We start from the raw sequence: 17,012 nt of genomic DNA, 5'->3' as shown, positions 1-17,012 counted from the left end.
GGCATCGACCATGAGCCTCGACTATCGACGACTCGGGTCGACCGGCACCCGCGTCTCTGAGTTGTGCTTCGGCACGTGGCGGTTCGGACGGAAGAGCAGCGGCGTCCTGGAGACCGACGAGGAGGAGGCCCACGAACTCCTCGACGCGTTCGAGGAGCGCGGCGGGAACTTCATCGACACCGCCAACGTCTACGGCAACCCGAACGGTACGTCCGAGGAGTACATCGGCAACTGGCTGGCCGAGCGCGACCGCGAGGACTACGTCCTCGCCTCGAAGGTGTACTTCCCGTTCGACGAGGACAACCCCAACGGTCGCGGCCTCTCGCGGACCCACATCCGAAACCAGATCGAGGGCACGCTCGACCGACTCGACACGGACTACCTCGACCTCTACTACATCCACCGCTGGGACGAGGAGACGCCCATCGAGGAGACGCTCCGGGCGCTCAACGGCCTCGTCGAGGAGGGGAAGGTCAACTACCTCGGCGCGTCCACGATGGCCTCGTGGCAGCTCACGAAGGCGCTGTGGAAGTCCGACGTGCACGACTACGCCCGCTTCGACGTGACCCAGCCGCTGTTCCACGCCGGCTACTACGAGGACGTGAAAGACTACCTCGACGTCTGCGGCGACCAGGACGTCGCGGTCTGTCCGTACTCGCCGCTCGCTGGCGGTTTCCTCACGGGGAAGTACGAGCGCGCCGACCCCGACGACCCCACCGAGTACGTCGCGCCCGACGGCGCGCGCGGGTCGTTCGACGAGCGGTTCGACCGGTTCTACGTCTCCGAGCGCGGCTGGAAAGTGCTCGACGAGATTCGCGCGGTCGCCGACGAGGTCGACGCCAGCCCCGCGCAGGTCGCGCTCCGCTGGCTGATGGACTACCCCGAGGCGACCGTCGTCCCCATCGTCGGCGCGCGGACGACCGAGCAACTCGACGAGAACGTCGGCGCGGCCGACGTGGACATCTCGACCGACCAGTGGGAGCGCATCATGAACGCCCGCTACGACGAAGACGGTCGGCGCTGGGGCCACTAAGCGACCGCGGGCGGCGCGGGCGACCGGACCGGCGTTCGACTCTTTTCACGCGATGCCGAGGTCTCGCAGGAAATCGCAGACGACGTGGACGTAGAGCACGACCGCGAGGAACGCCGCGAGCGACCCGAGTCCCGAGAGCGCGAGCGCGCCGACCGCGACGCCGCCGACGAGGTGGTGGCTCAGGAGTCGCTTGCGGTTGAAGTCGGTGCCGAACTCCTCGAACACCCGCTCTTGGTCGAGGAGGCCGACCCGCGGGTTCGTCACCGCGAGCCGCAGGTTCGCCCAGTCGCCGCGCTGGACGCGGGCGATGACGAAGTGGTCGAGGTCGATGAAGACGCTCACGAAGACCGCGCCGGCGACGAGAAGCGGCAGGCTCCCCGGCGGGTCCAACGCGACCGCGGCGACCGCCCCGGCGACCGTCCCGACGACGGCGTGTTCGAGTGACTTCACGTCCCGCCCCGCTCAGTCGACGTGCGGACGGACCCGCCGGAGCACGAGGTCCGGGTCGAACTCGTCTTCCGACTTGTCCCAGACGCGCTCGTCGTCGACGGTGACGGTGAGAACGCCGTGGTCGCCCGTCACGAGCGCCACGCGGTCGAGCCGGTCGCCGAACTGTTCGAGCAGCGCGTGCTGTAGTTGCTCGGCGCGGTCGAGGAAGCCGCAGGGAACGCAGTATTCGATTTCGACGCTTGTCATGGTCGGACGTTCACGGCGAGCGCGTAAAAGCGAGGGGGCGAGTGACCGCTGCCGCGACCGCGACTGTCACTTCCCGAAGCCGGGCCGCCACCGGAGCAAGACGACGGTGACGAGAAAGACCAGCGTCGAGAGGTCGTACGAGAGCGTCGTCACGGTCGCCGCGATGGCCGTCCCGCCGCCGAAGACGCTCGTGGCGACCGAGGCGAGAATGGGCCACGAACACGAGACGCAGGAGAACAGGCCGACGACCCCGGAGACGGCCGCGCCCGCCGCCTCGACGACCGTGTCGTAGACGAGGAACGCGAGCGCCGCGTAGCCGACCACGCGCGCCGGCATGAGGACGAGGTTGAACAGGTCGCCGCCGTAGACGAGCGCCGGACCCCACCCCGGCGGGAGGAAGGCGACGCGAAGGCCGTCGGTCCCGCCCGGCACGGGCGAGGTGACGAGGCCGCCGGCGACCGCCAACAGCGCGAAGTAACCGACCGCGACGGCGGCCGCCTTGCGCTTCGTCGCGGCCGAGGCCGGTGCCACGTCGGTGTCGAACATGACCCAGAGGCCGACGATGACCCACGCGACGCCGTAGAGCGCGTACCGCGGCGCGCCGACGCTCGCCTCGGTGAAAAGCAGGTAGACGAACGCCAGAATCAGCGTCGTGTTCACGGCGAAGGCGGCGCGGAGCAGACTGGCCCGCGAGGGGCGGGGAAGTGCGGATGCGGTTGCCATGTGTGGGGGAGTAGCGGTCGGGGCTCAGAGGGCGAGCGTGTCGACGACGATGGCGAGGAGCAGCATGCCGAGGTAGGCGTTCGAGGCGTGGAACGCCCGGAACGCGGCGGTGTCGTCGCGCTCGTAGTGCAGGCGCACGACGAAGTAGAGGAACGCGCCGCCGAAGAGGATGCTCGTCACGAGGTAGACGACCCCGAGGGCGTCCATGACCGCGAGGCCGGCCGCGGCGACGAGCGTCGCGCCGAGCCACCAGAGGATGTGCTTTCGCGTCTCGGTCTCGCCGCGGACGACGGGCATCATCGGGAAGCCGCCGCGGGCGTAGTCGTCCTTGTAGGCCAGCGCGAGGTTGTAGAAGTGCGCGGGCGTCCACAGGAAGATGACCACGGCGAGGACGACGCCCCCGAGGCCGATGTCGCCGGTGACGGCGACCCAGCCGATGAGCGCCGGAAGCGCGCCGGCCGCGCCGCCGATGACGGTGTTCTGGACCGTGTTTGGCTTCAGGATGAGCGTGTAGACGACGCTGTAGAAGGCGATGGCGACGACGCCGAGGACGGCCGCGAGCCAGTTGACGGACGCGAACAGCGCAACCGACGCGACCGTCAGGAGCAGGCCGAACGCGACGGCGTTGCGGACGGGGACGAGGTCGACCGCGAGCGGCCGGTCGCTGGTCCGCTGCATCCGACGGTCCACGTCGCGTTCGAGGACGTGGTTGAACGTGCCGGATGCGCCGATAGAGAGGACGCCGCCGCCGAGCGTCGCCGCGATGACCTCGGGCGTGAGGCCGGGCGAGACGGTGCCGGCGAGCGCCATCGCCGCCGACGCGACGAGACAGAGGAGCCACATCAGCCGCGGCTTCATGAGCCGGAAGTACGCGTTGACCGTCGCCTTCGCGCGGGCGACAGGCTTGGTCGGGACGGGCGGTCGCTCGCCGTCGTCGGTCGGGGGACTCATCGAGGGGGTGCCGACCGGCGCGTCGTCGGGGTCGCCGGTGGCCGCTTCGAGCGTCCACGCGAGCGCGGCGACGAGGCCGCCGAAGATGACCATCCCGAGAACCAAGTGGAGCGTCGAGAGCGCGGGGCCGACGCCGACGGTGGCGACGACCGCGCCGAGACCGGCCTGCGCCGGGTAGAGCACCGCCGACGCGGTGACGGTCGCTCTCACGCGGCGGGACGTGTCGGTCCGCCACGCCGAGACGAGCGTGGCGAGCGTGAGGAGACCGACGAGGACGGCCGCGACGCGGTGGCCGAGGGCGACCCAGCCGTCGAGCGTCGCGGGGAGCGAAAAGCCGTCTCCGCACGCGGGCCAGGCGCTACACGCGGCGGTCGCGTCCGTGAGCGCGGTCGTCGCGCCGACGATGAGCAGCAGATAGACGCCCATCGCGGTCGCGGCGAGCAGGCCGTGGAACGTGTTCGAATCGCGATTCGTGGCCACGAAATTCACCTACGGGCCTGTTGGGCCGTCCCGTATTTAGGACCCGCGCTTTTCCGCCTCGCGTTCGGGTGCCGCTCCCCCCGATATGGCGGGGGCGGGTTGATAAACGGCGGGCCGAGAGTCGGTATGCATTTATGCGGTTGTTCCTAAGTCTCGCTCAGCATGAGAAAGACGCGTTTCGCGCTCGCGTCCCTGCTCGCGACGGTCGTGATGGCGCTCGTTGCCACCCCCGCCGCCGCGCAGGCGTCCGCCACGTCGGAACTTATCAATCAGCTCAACGGGAAGCTGCTGTACGTCGCTATCCCGATTACCGTGCTGGTGGAGGTCATCCTCCTCTACACGGTCATCAAGTTCCGCAACAGCGAGCGCGCACTGCCGACCAAGGAGAACCGCCGGCTCGAAATCACGTGGACCATCGCGACAGCGATTATCCTGCTTTTCGTCGGCGTCGCCTCCTACGGCGTGCTGGCCAACGAAAACGTCACGCACCAGGGCAACGACATCGCCATGGACGACGACCCGGTCGTCGTCACGGCCGAGGCCTACCAGTGGGGCTGGAACATGTACTACCCCGAGGAGGGTAACTTCACGTCCGGCAACGAGATTGTCATCCCCAAGGACCGCCCGGTCTACTTCCAGGTGACCGCAACGGACGTGATACATGGATTCCACGTCCCTAAACTCGGCCTCAAGCAGGACGCGATGCCGGGTTCGACGAACACCATCAAGACCGTCGCCTACGAGGAAGGCACCTACCAGGGCTACTGTACTGAGTACTGCGGCGTCGCGCACTCTCAGATGTACTTCACCGTCGAAGTCGTCTCACAGGAAGAGTACCAGAACTGGCTCGACGAGCAGCAGTCGGCCAACAGCGAGTCGTCGTCCGGCGGCTCGAACTCGACCGCGACGAACTCCACGCAGTAACGGACCACCCTTCTCTTTCGACGCTCCCCGCCGAGTGACGACGCTCGCGCTCGTCGCGTTCGGCCGTCGGAGAATGCTTCGAAACGTCGGAATCGAATCGGGTCGTGCCTCGAAGGCGGGCGAGGTCTCAGCAGCGCCGCTCGACGATGCGGTCGATGATGCGGCCCGTCGAGAGGAGTTCGTCGTCGTGGCGCTGCTCGCGCGGCGTCGCGCGCGTGACCTCGCAGTCGATACCGCGGGCGTCGAGGGCGGCTTTGATGCCCGCCTCGTCGTGGTGTTGGTCGTAGCCGAGGACGATGACGTCGGGGTCGATTTTCTCGATAGGGACGAAGATGTCCTCGGCGTGGCCGAGGTGGGCCTCGTCGACCACGTCGAGCGCGGCGACCATGTCGCGGCGCTGGCGGTCGTCGAGTATCGGCTTCGGCTTGTGCGTCACGTTCTCGCCGCGGGCGATGATGACGTGGAGTTCGTCGCCGAGCGACGCGGCGTCAGACAGGTAGTGGACGTGGCCGGGGTGGAGGATGTCGAAGGTCCCCTGGGCGATGACCCGTCTCATCGGTCCAACTCCGCGTCGATGTCGTCCTGCGTGAAGTCGAAGAACGATTCGGGGTCGGGGAGGTCGACGTCGAGCACGTCGAGGTCGCGAACCTCGCCCGACTGGTCGAACGCCTCCCAGTCATCGAGGCCGTAGGGCGCGCCGATGATGATGTGGACCCGGCCGCTCCCGAAGGTGTCGAGGTCGGCGTCGCTCGGTCTGAGGACGCCGTTCGGGTGCGAGTGAATCGACCCGACGGCGCGGAAGTCGTTCGGCACGAGGTCGTTCCTGACGGTCGCGCTGTAGGGGTCTGAGACGGTCCCCGGGATGATGAGCACGTCCGTCACGACGTAGCCGTCGCGGTCGACGCCGAGTCGGCGGGCGTCCTCGCCGCGGAGGAGTCCCATGTACTCGTTCGGATGCGTCTCCGCAGAGGCTTCGAGCGCGAAGTCGAGGGCGTCGGCGGCGATGCCGACGACCTCCCGCGACCGGAAGAGTCGCATACCGAACCGTCCGCGGGCGCTCCATCTAAGGGTTCCGGAACGCCGAGTCGGTCGCCGGAACGGAACCGCCATACTGAGGTCGGTGCTCGCCCGAACTCGGGTGTGACGCTCGATTCCGATCTCGTCGCCCGAGCGACGAACGCGCTCTCCGCGGACGCGCCGCCGACCGCGACGACCGAGCTCGACGGCGGGCACGTCGGGCGCGTCTACCGTCTCGACTTCGACGGGCGCGACCCCGTCGTCGCCAAGGTCGGCGACACGCCGCTCGATGTGGAGGCCGCGATGCTCGACTCGCTCGGTTCCGCCGGGCTCCCGGTCCCCGCGGTCCACCACGCCGACCCCGACCTGCTCGTCCTCGACTACGTCGAGGGTTCGTCCGAGTTGACCCCCGCCGCCGAGCGCGACCTCGCGGCCCACCTCGCCGCGCTCCACGAGACGACCGCGCCGGCGTTCGGCTTCCCCTACGACACGCTCTCCGGCCCGTACCGCCAGCCGAACCCGTGGACCGACTCGTGGGTCGAGTTCTTCCGCGACCAGCGCCTCCTCCCGTGGACCGATGCGGCGCTCGATTCGGGACTCCCGGACGCGACCGCCGAGCGAATCGAGTCGGTCGCGGGCGACCTCGACGCGCTCCTCGTCGAGCCGGCGGCACCCCGACTCGTCCACGGCGACGTCTGGGGCGCGAACCTCCGCGTCCGCGACGACCGCGTCGTCGCCTTCCTCGACCCGGCGTGTTACTACGGCCACCCCGAGGTCGAACTCGCCTACATCGACTGGTTCGACGCCGCCGGCGACGATTTCTTCGACGCCTACGACGAGTCCCGACCCATCGCCGACGGCTTCTTCGAGGAGCGCTCGCCCGTCTACGCGCTGTTTCCCCTCCTCGAACACGTCCGCGTCTTCGGACGAGACTACGTCCCGTCGGTCGAAGACGCGCTTGACGAACTCGGGTACTGACGCCCGGGTCCCCGCAGTTTTCGGGGCGAATCGAGTCGTGGGAACCGGTCGCGCACGTGAGATGCTTTTGTAAAGCTTAACACTACCCCCTGACCTAGCGGGACCATGAGCGACGAGCACGCCGGGGATTCCGGCGACGACTCGGGTCCGAATTCGGACGCACGACCTATCGTCTACGATCTCGCACCGAACTGTACCGCCGACGACGTCGAGACCGACGCCTACTACCACGCCGTCGTCAACGGCGTCGTGGAGTACGGCATCTTCGTCGACATCTCCGACTCCGTCTCCGGTCTCATCCACGAGTCCAACCTCTCGACCGACTACGAGGTCGGCGACCGATTGGTCGTCCGCCTCGAATCCGTCCGAGAGAACGGCGACATCGCGTTCGCCGAGGAAACGCCCGACGACTACCGCACCCTGACCGTCGACCACGAGCCGATCATCACGCCTATCTCCGACCTTACAGTCGGCGATTCGGTCACCGTCGAGGGCGTCGTCACGCAGATTAAACAGACCGGCGGCCCGACGGTCTTCCGCATCGCCGACGACTCCGGCATCGTCGCGGCCGCCGCCTTCGAGGAGGCTGGCGTCCGCGCGTTCCCCGAAGTCGACCTCGACGACGTGGTCCGCATGGCCGGAACCGTCGAAGACCACGAGGGCACCCGCCAGCTCGAAGTCGACGGGCTGACGGTTCTCGACGACGAGACCGCGGCCGACGCCCGCCAGCGCATCGACGCCGCGCTCGACGAGCGCGCCGAGCCCGAGCCGGTCGAACCGCTCGTGGAGTGGCCGGCGTTCGAGAAGCTCCGCGGCGACCTCGAAGACGTGGCGCGCCTGCTCCGCCGGACGGTCCTCGAAGGCCGCCCGATTCGCGTCCGCCACCACGCCGACGGCGACGGCATGTGCGCGTCCGTTCCGGTCCAGCTGGCCCTCGAACGCCTCATCACCGAGGTCCACGACGACCCCGACGCGCCGCGTCACCTGTTCAAGCGCCTGCCGAGCAAGGCCCCGTTCTACGAGATGGAGGACGTGACCCGCGACCTGAACTTCGCGCTCGAAGGTCGCGCCCGCCACGGTCAGCGGCTCCCCTTCCTGCTCATGCTCGACAACGGGTCGACCGAGGAGGACGTGCCCGCCTACGAGAACCTCGCGCACTACGACGTGCCCATCGCCGTCGTCGACCACCACCACCCCGACCCCGAGGCGGTCAACCCCCTCCTCGACGCGCACGTCAACCCGTACCTCCACGACGAGGACTACCGCATCACGACCGGCATGATGTGCGTCGAACTCGCGCGGATGATTCACCCCGACGTGACCGACGAACTGCGTCACGTCCCCGCAGTCGCCGGGCTGTCGGACCGCTCGAAGGCGGAGGTCATGGACAACTACATCGCGCTCGCCGAGGACGAGGGCTACGACCGCGAACAGCTCCTCGACGTGGGCGAGGCGCTCGACTACGCCGCCCACTGGCTGCGCTACAACGACGGCGCGTCCATCGTCAACGACGTGCTCAACGTCGGCTGCGACGACGAGGAGCGACACCGCGAGCTCGTCGAGTTCCTCTCGACGCGCGCCGAGCGCGACGTGGACCGTCAGCTCGAAGCGGCCGAACCGCACCTCGAACACGAGCGCCTCGACAGCGGGGCCAACCTCTACCGCATCGACCTCGACAAGTGGGCCCACCGCTTTACCTACCCCGCGCCGGGCAAAACCACGGGCAAGCTCCACGACCGCAAGGTCCAGGAGACGGGCGAGCCGGTCATCACCATCGGCTACGGTCCCGACTTCGCCGTCCTCCGCTCCGACGGCGTCCGCCTCGACATCCCGCGGATGGTCGCCGAACTGAACGAGGAGGTCGTCGGGGGCGGCGTCTCCGGCGGCGGCCACCTCGTCGTCGGCTCCATCAAGTTCGTCAGCGGCATGCGCGAGGAGGTCATCGACAGCCTCGTCGAGAAGATGGCCGAAGCCGACATCGACGAAGAGCTGTCGACGACGGCGTAAGGTCGCAGTCGCGGCTCACGCGGACACTTATTTTATTCTTCGAACTCCAGTCGCCTGAGCGCCGCGACTCCGACGACGACCGCGAGGGCGGCCGCGGCGACGAGCCCCGGCTTCGACTCCGCCCCGCGCCCGCTCGCCCGCCAGTCCGCCGCGAACGCCCCGCGGAAGTACGCCGCCGCGGCCGGGTCCGACAGCGCGAGGACGACTTCGCGGTTCTCGCGGGCCGAGTGGCGGTTCCAGTTGAGACTGCCGACGAGCGCGGTGTCGTCGGCGACGACGCCCTTCGCGTGAATCGCGCCGTACCGGCCGCCGGGTCGCGCGAGGCGGACCGAAAGCGGCGTTCCGGTCCTGTCGGCCCACTCGTTCAACCGCTCCGCGAGCGCGCGGTTTTCCTCCTCCACGTACCACGCGCTTCCGAGGAGGAGCCGAACGCGGACGCCGCGGTCGGCGGCGCGCTTGAGCGCGCGGACGAACGGCCCGTCCGCTTCGACGGTCGGCTGTAACACGTCGATTCGGGCGTCGGCGGCGTCGAGTCGAGAGACGACCGCGGACTCGGCGTTGTCGGGCGCGCGGAGGACGGCGATGCGGTCGACTCGAACGGACTCGGGGGCGATGCGCGAGGGGTACGAGCCGTTCGCCGACTCGGTGCGGACGAACGACCGGCCGACCCGGTACGTCTCCCACGGGGCCGTCCCCGGGAGCGACGCGTCGTCAGCGAAGGTGGCCGCGAGGTCGGACGCGACGCTCGGCGAGCGCGCGACGACGCCCCAGCCGCGGCTCTTTCGCCCGCCGGTCCCGGCCGGTTTCCAGTTCTCGGTCATCACGAGCGCCGCGTCGTCGACGACGGCGTACTTCGGGTGGTGAAACGAGTGCGGGTCGCCGACGACGCGGACCGAGACGCCGGCGTCGACGAGGCGGTCGAGGACCCGCGCCGACCGCCGCGGAAAGCCGCCGATCGGGCTGTCTTCGACCAGCACCGACACGGCGACGCCGCGCTCGCGGGCGGCGACGAGTTCGTCGGCGACGCGCGCGGAGGAGACGACGTAGCCGGCGAGCAGAATCCGCTCGTCGGCGGACCGGAGCGTCGAGACCGGGCGCTCGGGCGAGTCGGGAAGGACGAACAGCGTCGCGTTCGCGGGGCCGTGGGTCGCGACGTCCCGTCGGGGGAGGGACCGCGGCCACCACGACCACGCGCCGTCCCGGCGTTCGAGGAGCGCGCCCTCGCGGCTCCGGTCGTAGGTAAGGCGGTCGGCGACGACGCCGTCTCCGCCTTCGATGGCGGCGCTGGCGCTTCCCTCGTAGCCGCCGTCATCGACGACGCGGAGCGTGACCGTCTCGCCACCGTTGGCGAGGCCGAGGCCGGGCGCGACGACGGGGAAGTCGGTCAGGTTCGCCGCCGCGTTCGGGTCGGCGGCGACGGCGACCGTCCCGCCGGGTGCGGCGAACGAGACGGTGTCTTCGCCGTCGGACAGCGAGAGTTCGGTTCCCGCGGGCGCGGCGACGGCGACGAACTCCCCGCGGTCGCCGGGCGTCGCCGGGTCGGGCAGCGCGGAGACGATTCGAGGGCCGCCGGACGCCGACGAGTCGGCGGGCGTGGGCGAGTCGGTCGCGTTCGTCGCGTTCGTCGCGCCCGGCGCGGCCGCTATCGGCGCGGGAACGACGGCCGCGAGCAGGACCACGAGCGAGGCGGCGAGCGCGGCGACGAGAGCGCGACGGGACACACCCCGCGGTGGTCGCGTCACCCTACAAAAACGTTCGCGACCGGTGGCTCAGCGCGAGCGGTTTCGAGAGAAAGAACACGAGAGGAGAACCGCAGAACCGCGAGGGTGTCGCGTCGTCGTGCGGCCTCAGACGGTCGCTTCGGCTTCGACGTCGTCGCCGAGGAACTCGGCGGCGAGTTCGGCCTCGCGCTGGACGAGGAACGAGCGGTCGTCGACGTAGCCGGCGGCCGCTTCGAGCGCGTCTTCCGTGCCGATCTGTCGGAGCGCCCACGCGGCGCTGGCGCGGACGGAGTCCACGTCGTCGTCGGCGGCGACGTCCGAGAGCGGTTCGACGGCGCGGGTGTCGCCGATGAGACCGAGCGCGCGCGCGGCGGCCGAGCGGACGTTGTCGTTCTCGGTGACGAGTTTGTTCGCGATGGGCTGGGTCGCCTCCTCGGAGCCGATTTCGCCGAGCGCCTTGAACACGACCTTCTGGAGCGCGGGGTCGCTGTCGGTGTCGACGTAGTCGACGAGCATCTCGACGCCCTCCTCGGCGGCCATCTTGCCGATGGCCTTGATGACGCCCTTGTCGCGGCGCTTGGCCTGCCCCTCGATGGTCTCGTAGGCGCTGTCGTCGTTCATCCGCGTGAACGCCTCGATGCAGTACTCCTGCATGAAGTCGGACTGGAAGCTCTCGAAGGCGAGCGCGATCATCTCGACGTTGCCGCGCTTTTCGTGTTCCTTCAGCGCCGACAGCTCCGGCGGGTAGTCCTTGTAGTGGCCGAGCACGTCGTAGAAGCCCTGCACTTGGAGCTTCTCTCGCGTTTCGAGGTCGTCCCACTCCTGGGCGTCGTCGAGGCCGTCCGCGAGGCCGTCGGCGACCTCGATGAGGTCCGCGATGGTCTCCGCGTCCTCGTCGGCGTCGAGGTCGGCGGCTTCGACGGCCGCGATGGCGTCGTCGACGGTGGCGGTCAGCGCGTCCTCGTCGTCGCCGTCGACCGAGACGCCCGCGTCGAGCACGCCGTTGAACTCGTCGGCGAACGTCTCGACCGCGGCGACGATTTCGCCTTCGCCCTGCTCGGTCCACCGGGTGTCCGCGATGGTGGACTTGGCCTCTTCGAGCGTCTCGACGGCGTCTTCGGCGTAGGGACCGCGCTGGGATTCGAGTTCGTCGCGCAGGTCGGACAGGCGCGATTCGAGTTCCTCGGCGGGGTCGTCCTCGTCTTCGTCGTCCGGTTCGGGCAGGTCCGCGGCCTCCACGTCGGCCTCGATGTCGTCGAGCGTGGCCTCGACCTCGTCGAGGTCGGCTTCGGTCTCGGCCGCCTCGAGAGCCTCCTCGGCCTCGGTCAGGCGCTCGTCGAAGCTCTCGGGCGAGAGTTCTGTCGTATCGTCGTCCCCGTCACTCATATGCCGGAAGTCCGTTCGACTGTAAAAAGAGCGTTTCCCTTCGCTTCGCGTCTCCGGGTGGCACCGACCGCCGATTCCATCCGGGTCACTTTTTCGCGGCCCGTCCGTTCCTCCGAGCGTGACCGGTCCAACCATCGCCGTGCCACAGCGCGCGGCGTTCGACCTCGACCCGGCGCGAAACGAGGCTGACGTGCGCGCCCGCGTCGCCGACCTCCCCGAGTCGGTCGACATCGCGCTGTTCTCCGAGTACGCGCTCACGGGCTTCGTCGCGGACAACCGCGCCTTCAGCGGTGCAATCTCGCGGGAGCGCGCGACCGACTTCCTCGCGTCCGTCGCCGCCGACAACGAACTCGACGTGCTCGCGGGCTACCTCGAACGCGACGGCGAGACGCTCTACAACGCGGCCGCCTACGTCCGTCCCGACGGCTCCGCCGCGGTCTACCGAAAGCGACACCTCTGGGGCGGCGAATCCGAGGTCGTCACGCCGGGCGACGAACTCGTCGTCACGGACACGCCCGCCGGACGGACGGGACTGCTCACCTGCTACGACCTGAACTTCGTCGGCGACAGCGCCGCGCTGACCGACGAGCGAATCGACGCCCTGTTCGTCGTCGGCGCGTGGCCCGCCGCCCACTCGACGAACTGGCGACTGCTCTGTCGCGCCCGCGCCCTCGACGGGGTGCGGTGGCTCGTCGGCGCGAACCGGACGGGGAGCGGAACGGTCTCCGGCTCCGCGGGCTCGGGGTACGCGGGACGCTCGCTCGTCGTCAGACCCGACGGCGTCGTCGCGGCGGCGCTGAACCGCGGCGAGCGCGACCTCGTCTGGACGCTCGACCGCGACCTGCTCGCCGAACAGCGCGCGTTCGTCGGGTCGGAGGAGTAGCCGAAACCGGACTGCATCACCGGAACCGAGGGGGGTTTTTCCGACCCCGCCCAATCGGGGTCGATGACGGACACGCTCTTTACGCCGCTCTCGCTCCGCGACACCGAGGTTCGGAACCGAATCATGGTCTCGCCGATGTGCCAGTACTCCTCGACCGACGGGTTCGCCGAGGACTGGCATCTCGTCCACCTCGGGAGCCGCGCCGTCGGCGGCGCGGGCATCGTCATGTCCGAGGCGACGGCCGTCTCCCCGGAGGGTCGCATCTCGCCGAACGACCTCGGCATCTGGTCGGACGACCACGTCGAGAAGCTCCGGCAGATAACCTCGTTCGTCTCGTCGATGGGGAGCGTACCGGCAATCCAACTCGCCCACGCGGGCCGGAAGGCGAGCAAGTCCCGGCCGTGGGAAGGGAGCGAGCCGGTCGCGCCCGAAGACGGCGGGTGGACCACCGTCGCCCCCAGCGACGTGCCGTGGCCCTACGAGGGCGAGGCCCCGCCGCTCCGGAAGCTCTCGACCGACGGAATCGACGGCGTCGTCGACGACTTCCGCGCCGCGGCCGAGCGCGCCCTCGACGCCGGCTTCGAAATCGCCGAGGTCCACGCGGCCCACGGCTACCTCCTCCACGAGTTCCTCTCGCCGGTCACGAACCGCCGCGACGACGAGTACGGCGGCTCCTTCGAGAACCGGACGCGGCTCCTCCGCGAGGTCACGGAAGCGGTCCGCGAGGTCTGGCCCGACGACAAGCCCGTCTTCGTCCGCATCTCCGCGACCGACTGGCTGAACGACCGCGAGTCGTGGGACATCGAGCAGTCGGTCCGCCTCGCGGCCGACCTCGACGACCTCGGCGTCGACCTCGTCGACGTGAGCGCCGGCGGCATCCACCCCGACCAGCGGATTCCGAACACCGGCCCCGGCTATCAGGTCCCCTTCGCCGAGGTCATCCGCGAGGAGACCGACGTGATGGTCGGTGCGGTCGGCGGTATCCGAACCGCGCGCCACGCCGACGAGGTCGTCAGCAACGGCCGGGCCGACCTCGCCATCGTCGGGCGCGAGCACCTCCGCGACCCGTACTTCGCGCTCCACGCCGCCGAGGAACTCGACGCCGACGCGGCGTGGCCGCCGCAGTACCAGCGCGCCGTCCCGCGCCGGTAGGGTACCGACCCCGACCCGCGCGGGTCCGCCACCCCTCGAATCCCTCGAACGCTTATCCCCGCGGCGGTCCAACCGTGGGCCATGAGCGACCGACGACGCGACGACGACATCCTCGACTTACTCGACGAACTCGGGGACACGCTCGACGAACTCGGCGCGGAACTCCGCGAGGAGCGCGACCGCGGTCGCGGCCGCGACCGACGCGGCTACGGCGACGACCGCTTTCGGCCCCCGCGTCCGCCGACGTTCGGCGAGGTACTGCGATTCACCGAGTCGTACACCATCCCGACGGTCATCGCCGTCCTCGAAGCGACCATCGCCTCCCTCGAACTCCTCCGCCGTCTCATGCGGCTGTCCGACCCCGGCCGCGCGATGGAAGACGCCAGAAGCGAGACGGAGTCCCGGATGCGGAACGTCCCGAAGAGCGCCGTCTCCGGCGTCGACCGCGCCCTCGACGAACTCAGAAACGCGCTGTCGGAGGCCGACCTGCCGACGAACCCCGAGGCGCGCGACGTGATGGACCGCGCCCGCTCGCTCGCCGACGAACTCGACGAGCGAATCACCGAGGCCGAGCGCGAGCGAACGACCCGAGAGCGTCGCTGGCGCGAGGACGAACGCACGTTCGAATCGGAGTGGCAACGGCGCGACGACGCCCGGCGTTCCCGCGACGAGGGCCGCGCCTCCAGCGACGCCGAGCCGATCGGCACGGGGCCGGTCCGAATCGACGTGACAGAGGAGGCCGACCCGGACGGCGGGGACGACGAGAGCGACGGGCCGAAGGTCGACGTCGACGCCGAACTGGAGTCGATTAAGCGCGAGGTGAAGGGCGGTGAGGCGGGCGACGACGACGGAGACGGGTCCGACGCCGATGCGGGCGACGAGCCGAGCGACCGCTGAGCGGCGGCACGCGCGCCCTCCGTGCGGAGCGATTCCCGGTTACCGCGCCGGTCGAACGTCCACGCGAACCACGTCGCCGACCCACGCCGCGAGCGCGAGGAGCGCGATGCCCGCGCCGCCGGTCACGAGGACGGGCGTGAACTGCACGCCGTTGACGAGGACCAACAGCGCGAACAGCAGCGAGATGACCCCCACGACCGCCAGCGCCGACGCCGCGCCGACGCGCCACCACGCGAGGCCGGTCGTCTTCGACTTCCCGCGGACGACACGGGAGACGCCCGCGGCGACGACGCCGAGGCCGACGAGATAGGCGGCGAAAAACAGGTCGTAGCCCGCGCCCGCGGAGCCGAACGCGACTTCGAGGGCGTCGAAGCCGACGATGAGCAGGTACGTCGGCAGTTGGAACGGTTGGAACTGGACGCCGTAGCCGAGGCCGTACAGCCCGGCCAACACCGCCGTGGCGACCGCCGCGTCGCGCGCGAAGGTGACGCCGCTGGTGCGGTTCATACGCGAGATAGAAGGTGTAGTTATATCAACACTCGCCCGCTCAGAGCGGTTCGAAGCGGTAGCCGTCCCACTCCTGACTCGCGGGCTCGCGGATTCCCGCGCCGGGTTCGCGGAGTTCCTCGCAGTAGACCGGGCGGACCTCGTCGCCGATGTCGACGTCGTCCTCGCCGGTGACCTGCCCGATGGCGCGGACGGGTTCGCCGTCCACGTCGAACTCGACGATTGCGAGCGTGTTTGGCTGGCGGACGCCCGGCGGCGTCGCCGTGGAGGTGGTCCACGTCAGCACCGTCGCCGTGTAGTCGCTGAGGTCCACCGTGCCGACCGGTTCCTCGCCGCCGGGACCGACCGGGTGGCCGGGGTAGGTGATGCTCCCGTCGGGGTAGCGGTACGCCTCCATCGCGGGTTCGTCGTCGGACATTATCGGGACTCCATGATGGTCGTGGTCACGCAGTTGCCGAAGCCGCCGACGTTGCACGCGAGGCCCACGTCGGCGTCGACCTGCCGCTCGCCTGCGTCACCGATGAGCTGTTTGTAAATCTCGTACACCTGCGCGACGCCCGAGGCCCCGAGGGGGTGGCCCTTCGACTTCAGGCCGCCGGACGTGTTGATGGGAAGGTCGCCGTCGCGGTCCGTGACGCCCTCCTCGACCGCCTTCCAGCCCTCGCCCTTCTCGAAGAAGCCGAGGTCCTCCGACTGGAGGAACTCGAGGATGGTGAACATGTCGTGGAGTTCGGCCACCTCGATGTCGTCGGGTTCGAGGTCGGCCATCTCGTAGGCGATTTCGGAGGAGTTGACGACGCCGCCCATCGTGGTCGGGTCGGCGCGCTCGTGGACGACGTGGGTATCGGTCGCGCCGCCGATGCCGGAGATGACGGCGTAGTCGTCGGTGTACTCGCGGGCGACCGACTCGGGGCAGAAGACGAGCGCCGCCGAGCCGTCGGTGATGGGACAGAAGTCGTAGAGGCGAAGCGGGTCGGCGACGACCGGCGAGTCCATGACGGTGTCGAGGTCGACCTCCTTGCGGAACTGGGCGTGGGGGTTGTCGACGCCGTTTTTGTGGTTCTTGACGGCGACCTTCCCGAGCGACTCCCGCGGGGCGTCGTAGGTGTCGAGGTAGAGCCGTGCGGTCAGCCCCGCGAAGGAGGGGAGCGTCACGCCGTGTTTGTACTCCACCGGGTGCGTCAGCGAGGCGATAACGTCGGTCGCCTCGGCGGTCGAGCGGTGGGTCATCTTCTCGCCGCCGACGAGCATCGTCATGTCGGACGCGCCGGAGGCGACCGACTGCCACGCGGCGTAGACGCCCGCGCCGCCGGACGAGGAGGTCTGGTCGATTCGGGCGGTGTAGGCGGGCATCGCCGCGAGGTCGTGGGCGAGGGCGTTCGGGACGCCCGTCTGGCCCTCGAACTCGCCGCTCGCCATGTTCGAGACGTAGAGGTGCTCGATTTCGTCGGGTGAGACGTCGGCGTCCGCGAGCGCGGCCTGTCCCGCTTCCGCGAGCAGTTCGCGAATCCACGCGTCTCGCTGCCCGAACTGGGTCATCGATGCACCGATAATCGCTACGCGGTCCATACGCGCACGTCGTCGCAGCGCGATTTAAAACCGGGCAATCCCTCGCCGGCACGTCTCAAACCGTTTATCAGTCGGTCGCCCGAACGAC

Annotated in this window: 18 protein-coding genes; 7 read left to right on the top strand and 11 right to left on the bottom strand. The window is 69.6% G+C overall.

Annotated elements, in window-relative coordinates; genetic code table 11:
• The first annotated feature begins 10 nt into the window (after nt 1-10).
• Nucleotides 11-1,033, top strand: coding sequence for an aldo/keto reductase (locus DEQ92_RS03690; RefSeq protein WP_115804691.1), 1,023 nt, complete (start codon nt 11-13; stop codon nt 1,031-1,033).
• A gap of 45 nt (nt 1,034-1,078) precedes the next feature.
• Here the strand turns inward: DEQ92_RS03690 and DEQ92_RS03685 are convergent, their stop codons facing one another.
• The 4 genes from DEQ92_RS03685 to DEQ92_RS03670 form a co-directional block, all read right to left on the bottom strand.
• Complete coding sequence (locus DEQ92_RS03685; protein ID WP_050458844.1) at nt 1,079-1,483, bottom strand: metal-dependent hydrolase; 405 nt, start codon at nt 1,481-1,483, stop codon at nt 1,079-1,081.
• A 12-nt stretch (nt 1,484-1,495) separates the two neighbouring features.
• A complete protein-coding gene (locus tag DEQ92_RS03680; protein WP_004977605.1) occupies nt 1,496-1,729 on the bottom strand; it encodes a SelT/SelW/SelH family protein in 234 nt (77 codons plus the stop codon).
• Between the two features lie 66 nt (nt 1,730-1,795).
• Nucleotides 1,796-2,452: a hypothetical protein gene (locus DEQ92_RS03675; protein ID WP_049905256.1), complete on the bottom strand. Its 657-nt coding sequence runs from the start codon at nt 2,450-2,452 to the stop codon at nt 1,796-1,798.
• 24 nt (nt 2,453-2,476) lie between these two features.
• A complete protein-coding gene (locus DEQ92_RS03670; RefSeq protein WP_115804942.1) occupies nt 2,477-3,883 on the bottom strand; it encodes a heme o synthase in 1,407 nt (468 codons plus the stop codon).
• Between the two features lie 162 nt (nt 3,884-4,045).
• Here DEQ92_RS03670 and coxB point away from each other — a divergent pair, with 162 nt between their 5' ends.
• Nucleotides 4,046-4,807 (top strand): cytochrome c oxidase subunit II, encoded by a 762-nt coding sequence (coxB, locus tag DEQ92_RS03665; protein ID WP_004977602.1) that lies wholly within the window; start codon nt 4,046-4,048, stop codon nt 4,805-4,807.
• A 127-nt stretch (nt 4,808-4,934) separates the two neighbouring features.
• Here coxB and DEQ92_RS03660 read toward each other — a convergent pair whose 3' ends face one another.
• A complete protein-coding gene (locus DEQ92_RS03660; protein WP_004977601.1) occupies nt 4,935-5,363 on the bottom strand; it encodes an adenylyltransferase/cytidyltransferase family protein in 429 nt (142 codons plus the stop codon).
• Nucleotides 5,360-5,845 carry a Mov34/MPN/PAD-1 family protein gene (locus tag DEQ92_RS03655; protein ID WP_004977600.1) on the bottom strand — a complete coding sequence of 162 codons (486 nt, stop codon included), beginning with the start codon at nt 5,843-5,845 and terminating at the stop codon, nt 5,360-5,362. The genes DEQ92_RS03660 and DEQ92_RS03655 overlap by 4 nt, the downstream gene beginning before the upstream one ends.
• A gap of 102 nt (nt 5,846-5,947) precedes the next feature.
• Between DEQ92_RS03655 and DEQ92_RS03650 the strand changes: the two genes are divergently transcribed.
• On the top strand, nt 5,948-6,802 hold the full coding sequence (locus tag DEQ92_RS03650) for a fructosamine kinase family protein (RefSeq protein ID WP_050458846.1): 855 nt from the start codon (nt 5,948-5,950) through the stop codon (nt 6,800-6,802).
• 105 nt (nt 6,803-6,907) lie between these two features.
• Nucleotides 6,908-8,809 carry a DHH family phosphoesterase gene (locus DEQ92_RS03645; protein WP_115804692.1) on the top strand — a complete coding sequence of 634 codons (1,902 nt, stop codon included), beginning with the start codon at nt 6,908-6,910 and terminating at the stop codon, nt 8,807-8,809.
• A 32-nt stretch (nt 8,810-8,841) separates the two neighbouring features.
• Here the strand turns inward: DEQ92_RS03645 and DEQ92_RS03640 are convergent, their stop codons facing one another.
• Nucleotides 8,842-10,530: a phosphatidylserine/phosphatidylglycerophosphate/cardiolipin synthase family protein gene (locus DEQ92_RS03640; protein WP_115820423.1), complete on the bottom strand. Its 1,689-nt coding sequence runs from the start codon at nt 10,528-10,530 to the stop codon at nt 8,842-8,844.
• Between the two features lie 126 nt (nt 10,531-10,656).
• Nucleotides 10,657-11,916, bottom strand: coding sequence for a HEAT repeat domain-containing protein (locus tag DEQ92_RS03635; RefSeq protein WP_115820422.1), 1,260 nt, complete (start codon nt 11,914-11,916; stop codon nt 10,657-10,659).
• 118 nt (nt 11,917-12,034) lie between these two features.
• Here DEQ92_RS03635 and DEQ92_RS03630 point away from each other — a divergent pair, with 118 nt between their 5' ends.
• The 3 genes from DEQ92_RS03630 to DEQ92_RS03620 all read left to right on the top strand — a co-directional run bounded on the left by DEQ92_RS03630 (nt 12,035) and on the right by DEQ92_RS03620 (nt 14,848).
• Nucleotides 12,035-12,799: a carbon-nitrogen hydrolase family protein gene (locus DEQ92_RS03630; protein ID WP_115820421.1), complete on the top strand. Its 765-nt coding sequence runs from the start codon at nt 12,035-12,037 to the stop codon at nt 12,797-12,799.
• A 63-nt stretch (nt 12,800-12,862) separates the two neighbouring features.
• Nucleotides 12,863-13,951, top strand: coding sequence for an NADH:flavin oxidoreductase/NADH oxidase (locus DEQ92_RS03625; protein WP_004977593.1), 1,089 nt, complete (start codon nt 12,863-12,865; stop codon nt 13,949-13,951).
• An 81-nt stretch (nt 13,952-14,032) separates the two neighbouring features.
• Nucleotides 14,033-14,848: a hypothetical protein gene (locus DEQ92_RS03620; RefSeq protein WP_050458852.1), complete on the top strand. Its 816-nt coding sequence runs from the start codon at nt 14,033-14,035 to the stop codon at nt 14,846-14,848.
• Between the two features lie 39 nt (nt 14,849-14,887).
• On the opposite strand, the gene DEQ92_RS03615 is transcribed toward DEQ92_RS03620, so the two are convergent.
• The 3 genes from DEQ92_RS03615 to DEQ92_RS03605 are packed head-to-tail and all read right to left on the bottom strand — an operon-like array spanning nt 14,888 to nt 16,924.
• Complete coding sequence (locus tag DEQ92_RS03615; RefSeq protein WP_115804696.1) at nt 14,888-15,355, bottom strand: hypothetical protein; 468 nt, start codon at nt 15,353-15,355, stop codon at nt 14,888-14,890.
• A 40-nt stretch (nt 15,356-15,395) separates the two neighbouring features.
• Nucleotides 15,396-15,773: an OB-fold domain-containing protein gene (locus DEQ92_RS03610; protein WP_004977590.1), complete on the bottom strand. Its 378-nt coding sequence runs from the start codon at nt 15,771-15,773 to the stop codon at nt 15,396-15,398.
• Nucleotides 15,773-16,924 carry an acetyl-CoA acyltransferase gene (locus tag DEQ92_RS03605; RefSeq protein WP_004977589.1) on the bottom strand — a complete coding sequence of 384 codons (1,152 nt, stop codon included), beginning with the start codon at nt 16,922-16,924 and terminating at the stop codon, nt 15,773-15,775. Before DEQ92_RS03605 ends, DEQ92_RS03610 begins: the two co-directional genes overlap by 1 nt.
• Nucleotides 16,925-17,012 lie beyond the last annotated feature (88 nt).

It is taken from the genome of Haloferax sp. Atlit-6N (assembly GCF_003383195.1).
Classification (GTDB): domain Archaea; phylum Halobacteriota; class Halobacteria; order Halobacteriales; family Haloferacaceae; genus Haloferax; species Haloferax gibbonsii.
Note: the sequence above shows the minus strand (reverse complement) of the source record. Positions and strands in the feature narration are given on the sequence as shown.

Excerpts from the sequence above, each read along its gene's own strand:
- DEQ92_RS03625 (WP_004977593.1), top strand. The coding sequence starts at position 12,863 with ATGACGGACACGCTCTTTACGCCGCTCTCGCTCCGCGACACCGAGGTT.
- DEQ92_RS03675 (WP_049905256.1), bottom strand. The coding sequence starts at position 2,452 with ATGGCAACCGCATCCGCACTTCCCCGCCCCTCGCGGGCCAGTCTGCTC.
- DEQ92_RS03645 (WP_115804692.1), top strand. The coding sequence starts at position 6,908 with ATGAGCGACGAGCACGCCGGGGATTCCGGCGACGACTCGGGTCCGAAT.
- DEQ92_RS03655 (WP_004977600.1), bottom strand. The coding sequence starts at position 5,845 with ATGCGACTCTTCCGGTCGCGGGAGGTCGTCGGCATCGCCGCCGACGCC.
- DEQ92_RS03605 (WP_004977589.1), bottom strand. The coding sequence starts at position 16,924 with ATGGACCGCGTAGCGATTATCGGTGCATCGATGACCCAGTTCGGGCAG.
- DEQ92_RS03620 (WP_050458852.1), top strand. The coding sequence starts at position 14,033 with ATGAGCGACCGACGACGCGACGACGACATCCTCGACTTACTCGACGAA.
- DEQ92_RS03615 (WP_115804696.1), bottom strand. The coding sequence starts at position 15,355 with ATGAACCGCACCAGCGGCGTCACCTTCGCGCGCGACGCGGCGGTCGCC.
- DEQ92_RS03610 (WP_004977590.1), bottom strand. The coding sequence starts at position 15,773 with ATGTCCGACGACGAACCCGCGATGGAGGCGTACCGCTACCCCGACGGG.
- coxB (WP_004977602.1), top strand. The coding sequence starts at position 4,046 with ATGAGAAAGACGCGTTTCGCGCTCGCGTCCCTGCTCGCGACGGTCGTG.
- DEQ92_RS03690 (WP_115804691.1), top strand. The coding sequence starts at position 11 with ATGAGCCTCGACTATCGACGACTCGGGTCGACCGGCACCCGCGTCTCT.
- DEQ92_RS03660 (WP_004977601.1), bottom strand. The coding sequence starts at position 5,363 with ATGAGACGGGTCATCGCCCAGGGGACCTTCGACATCCTCCACCCCGGC.
- DEQ92_RS03635 (WP_115820422.1), bottom strand. The coding sequence starts at position 11,916 with ATGAGTGACGGGGACGACGATACGACAGAACTCTCGCCCGAGAGCTTC.
- DEQ92_RS03680 (WP_004977605.1), bottom strand. The coding sequence starts at position 1,729 with ATGACAAGCGTCGAAATCGAATACTGCGTTCCCTGCGGCTTCCTCGAC.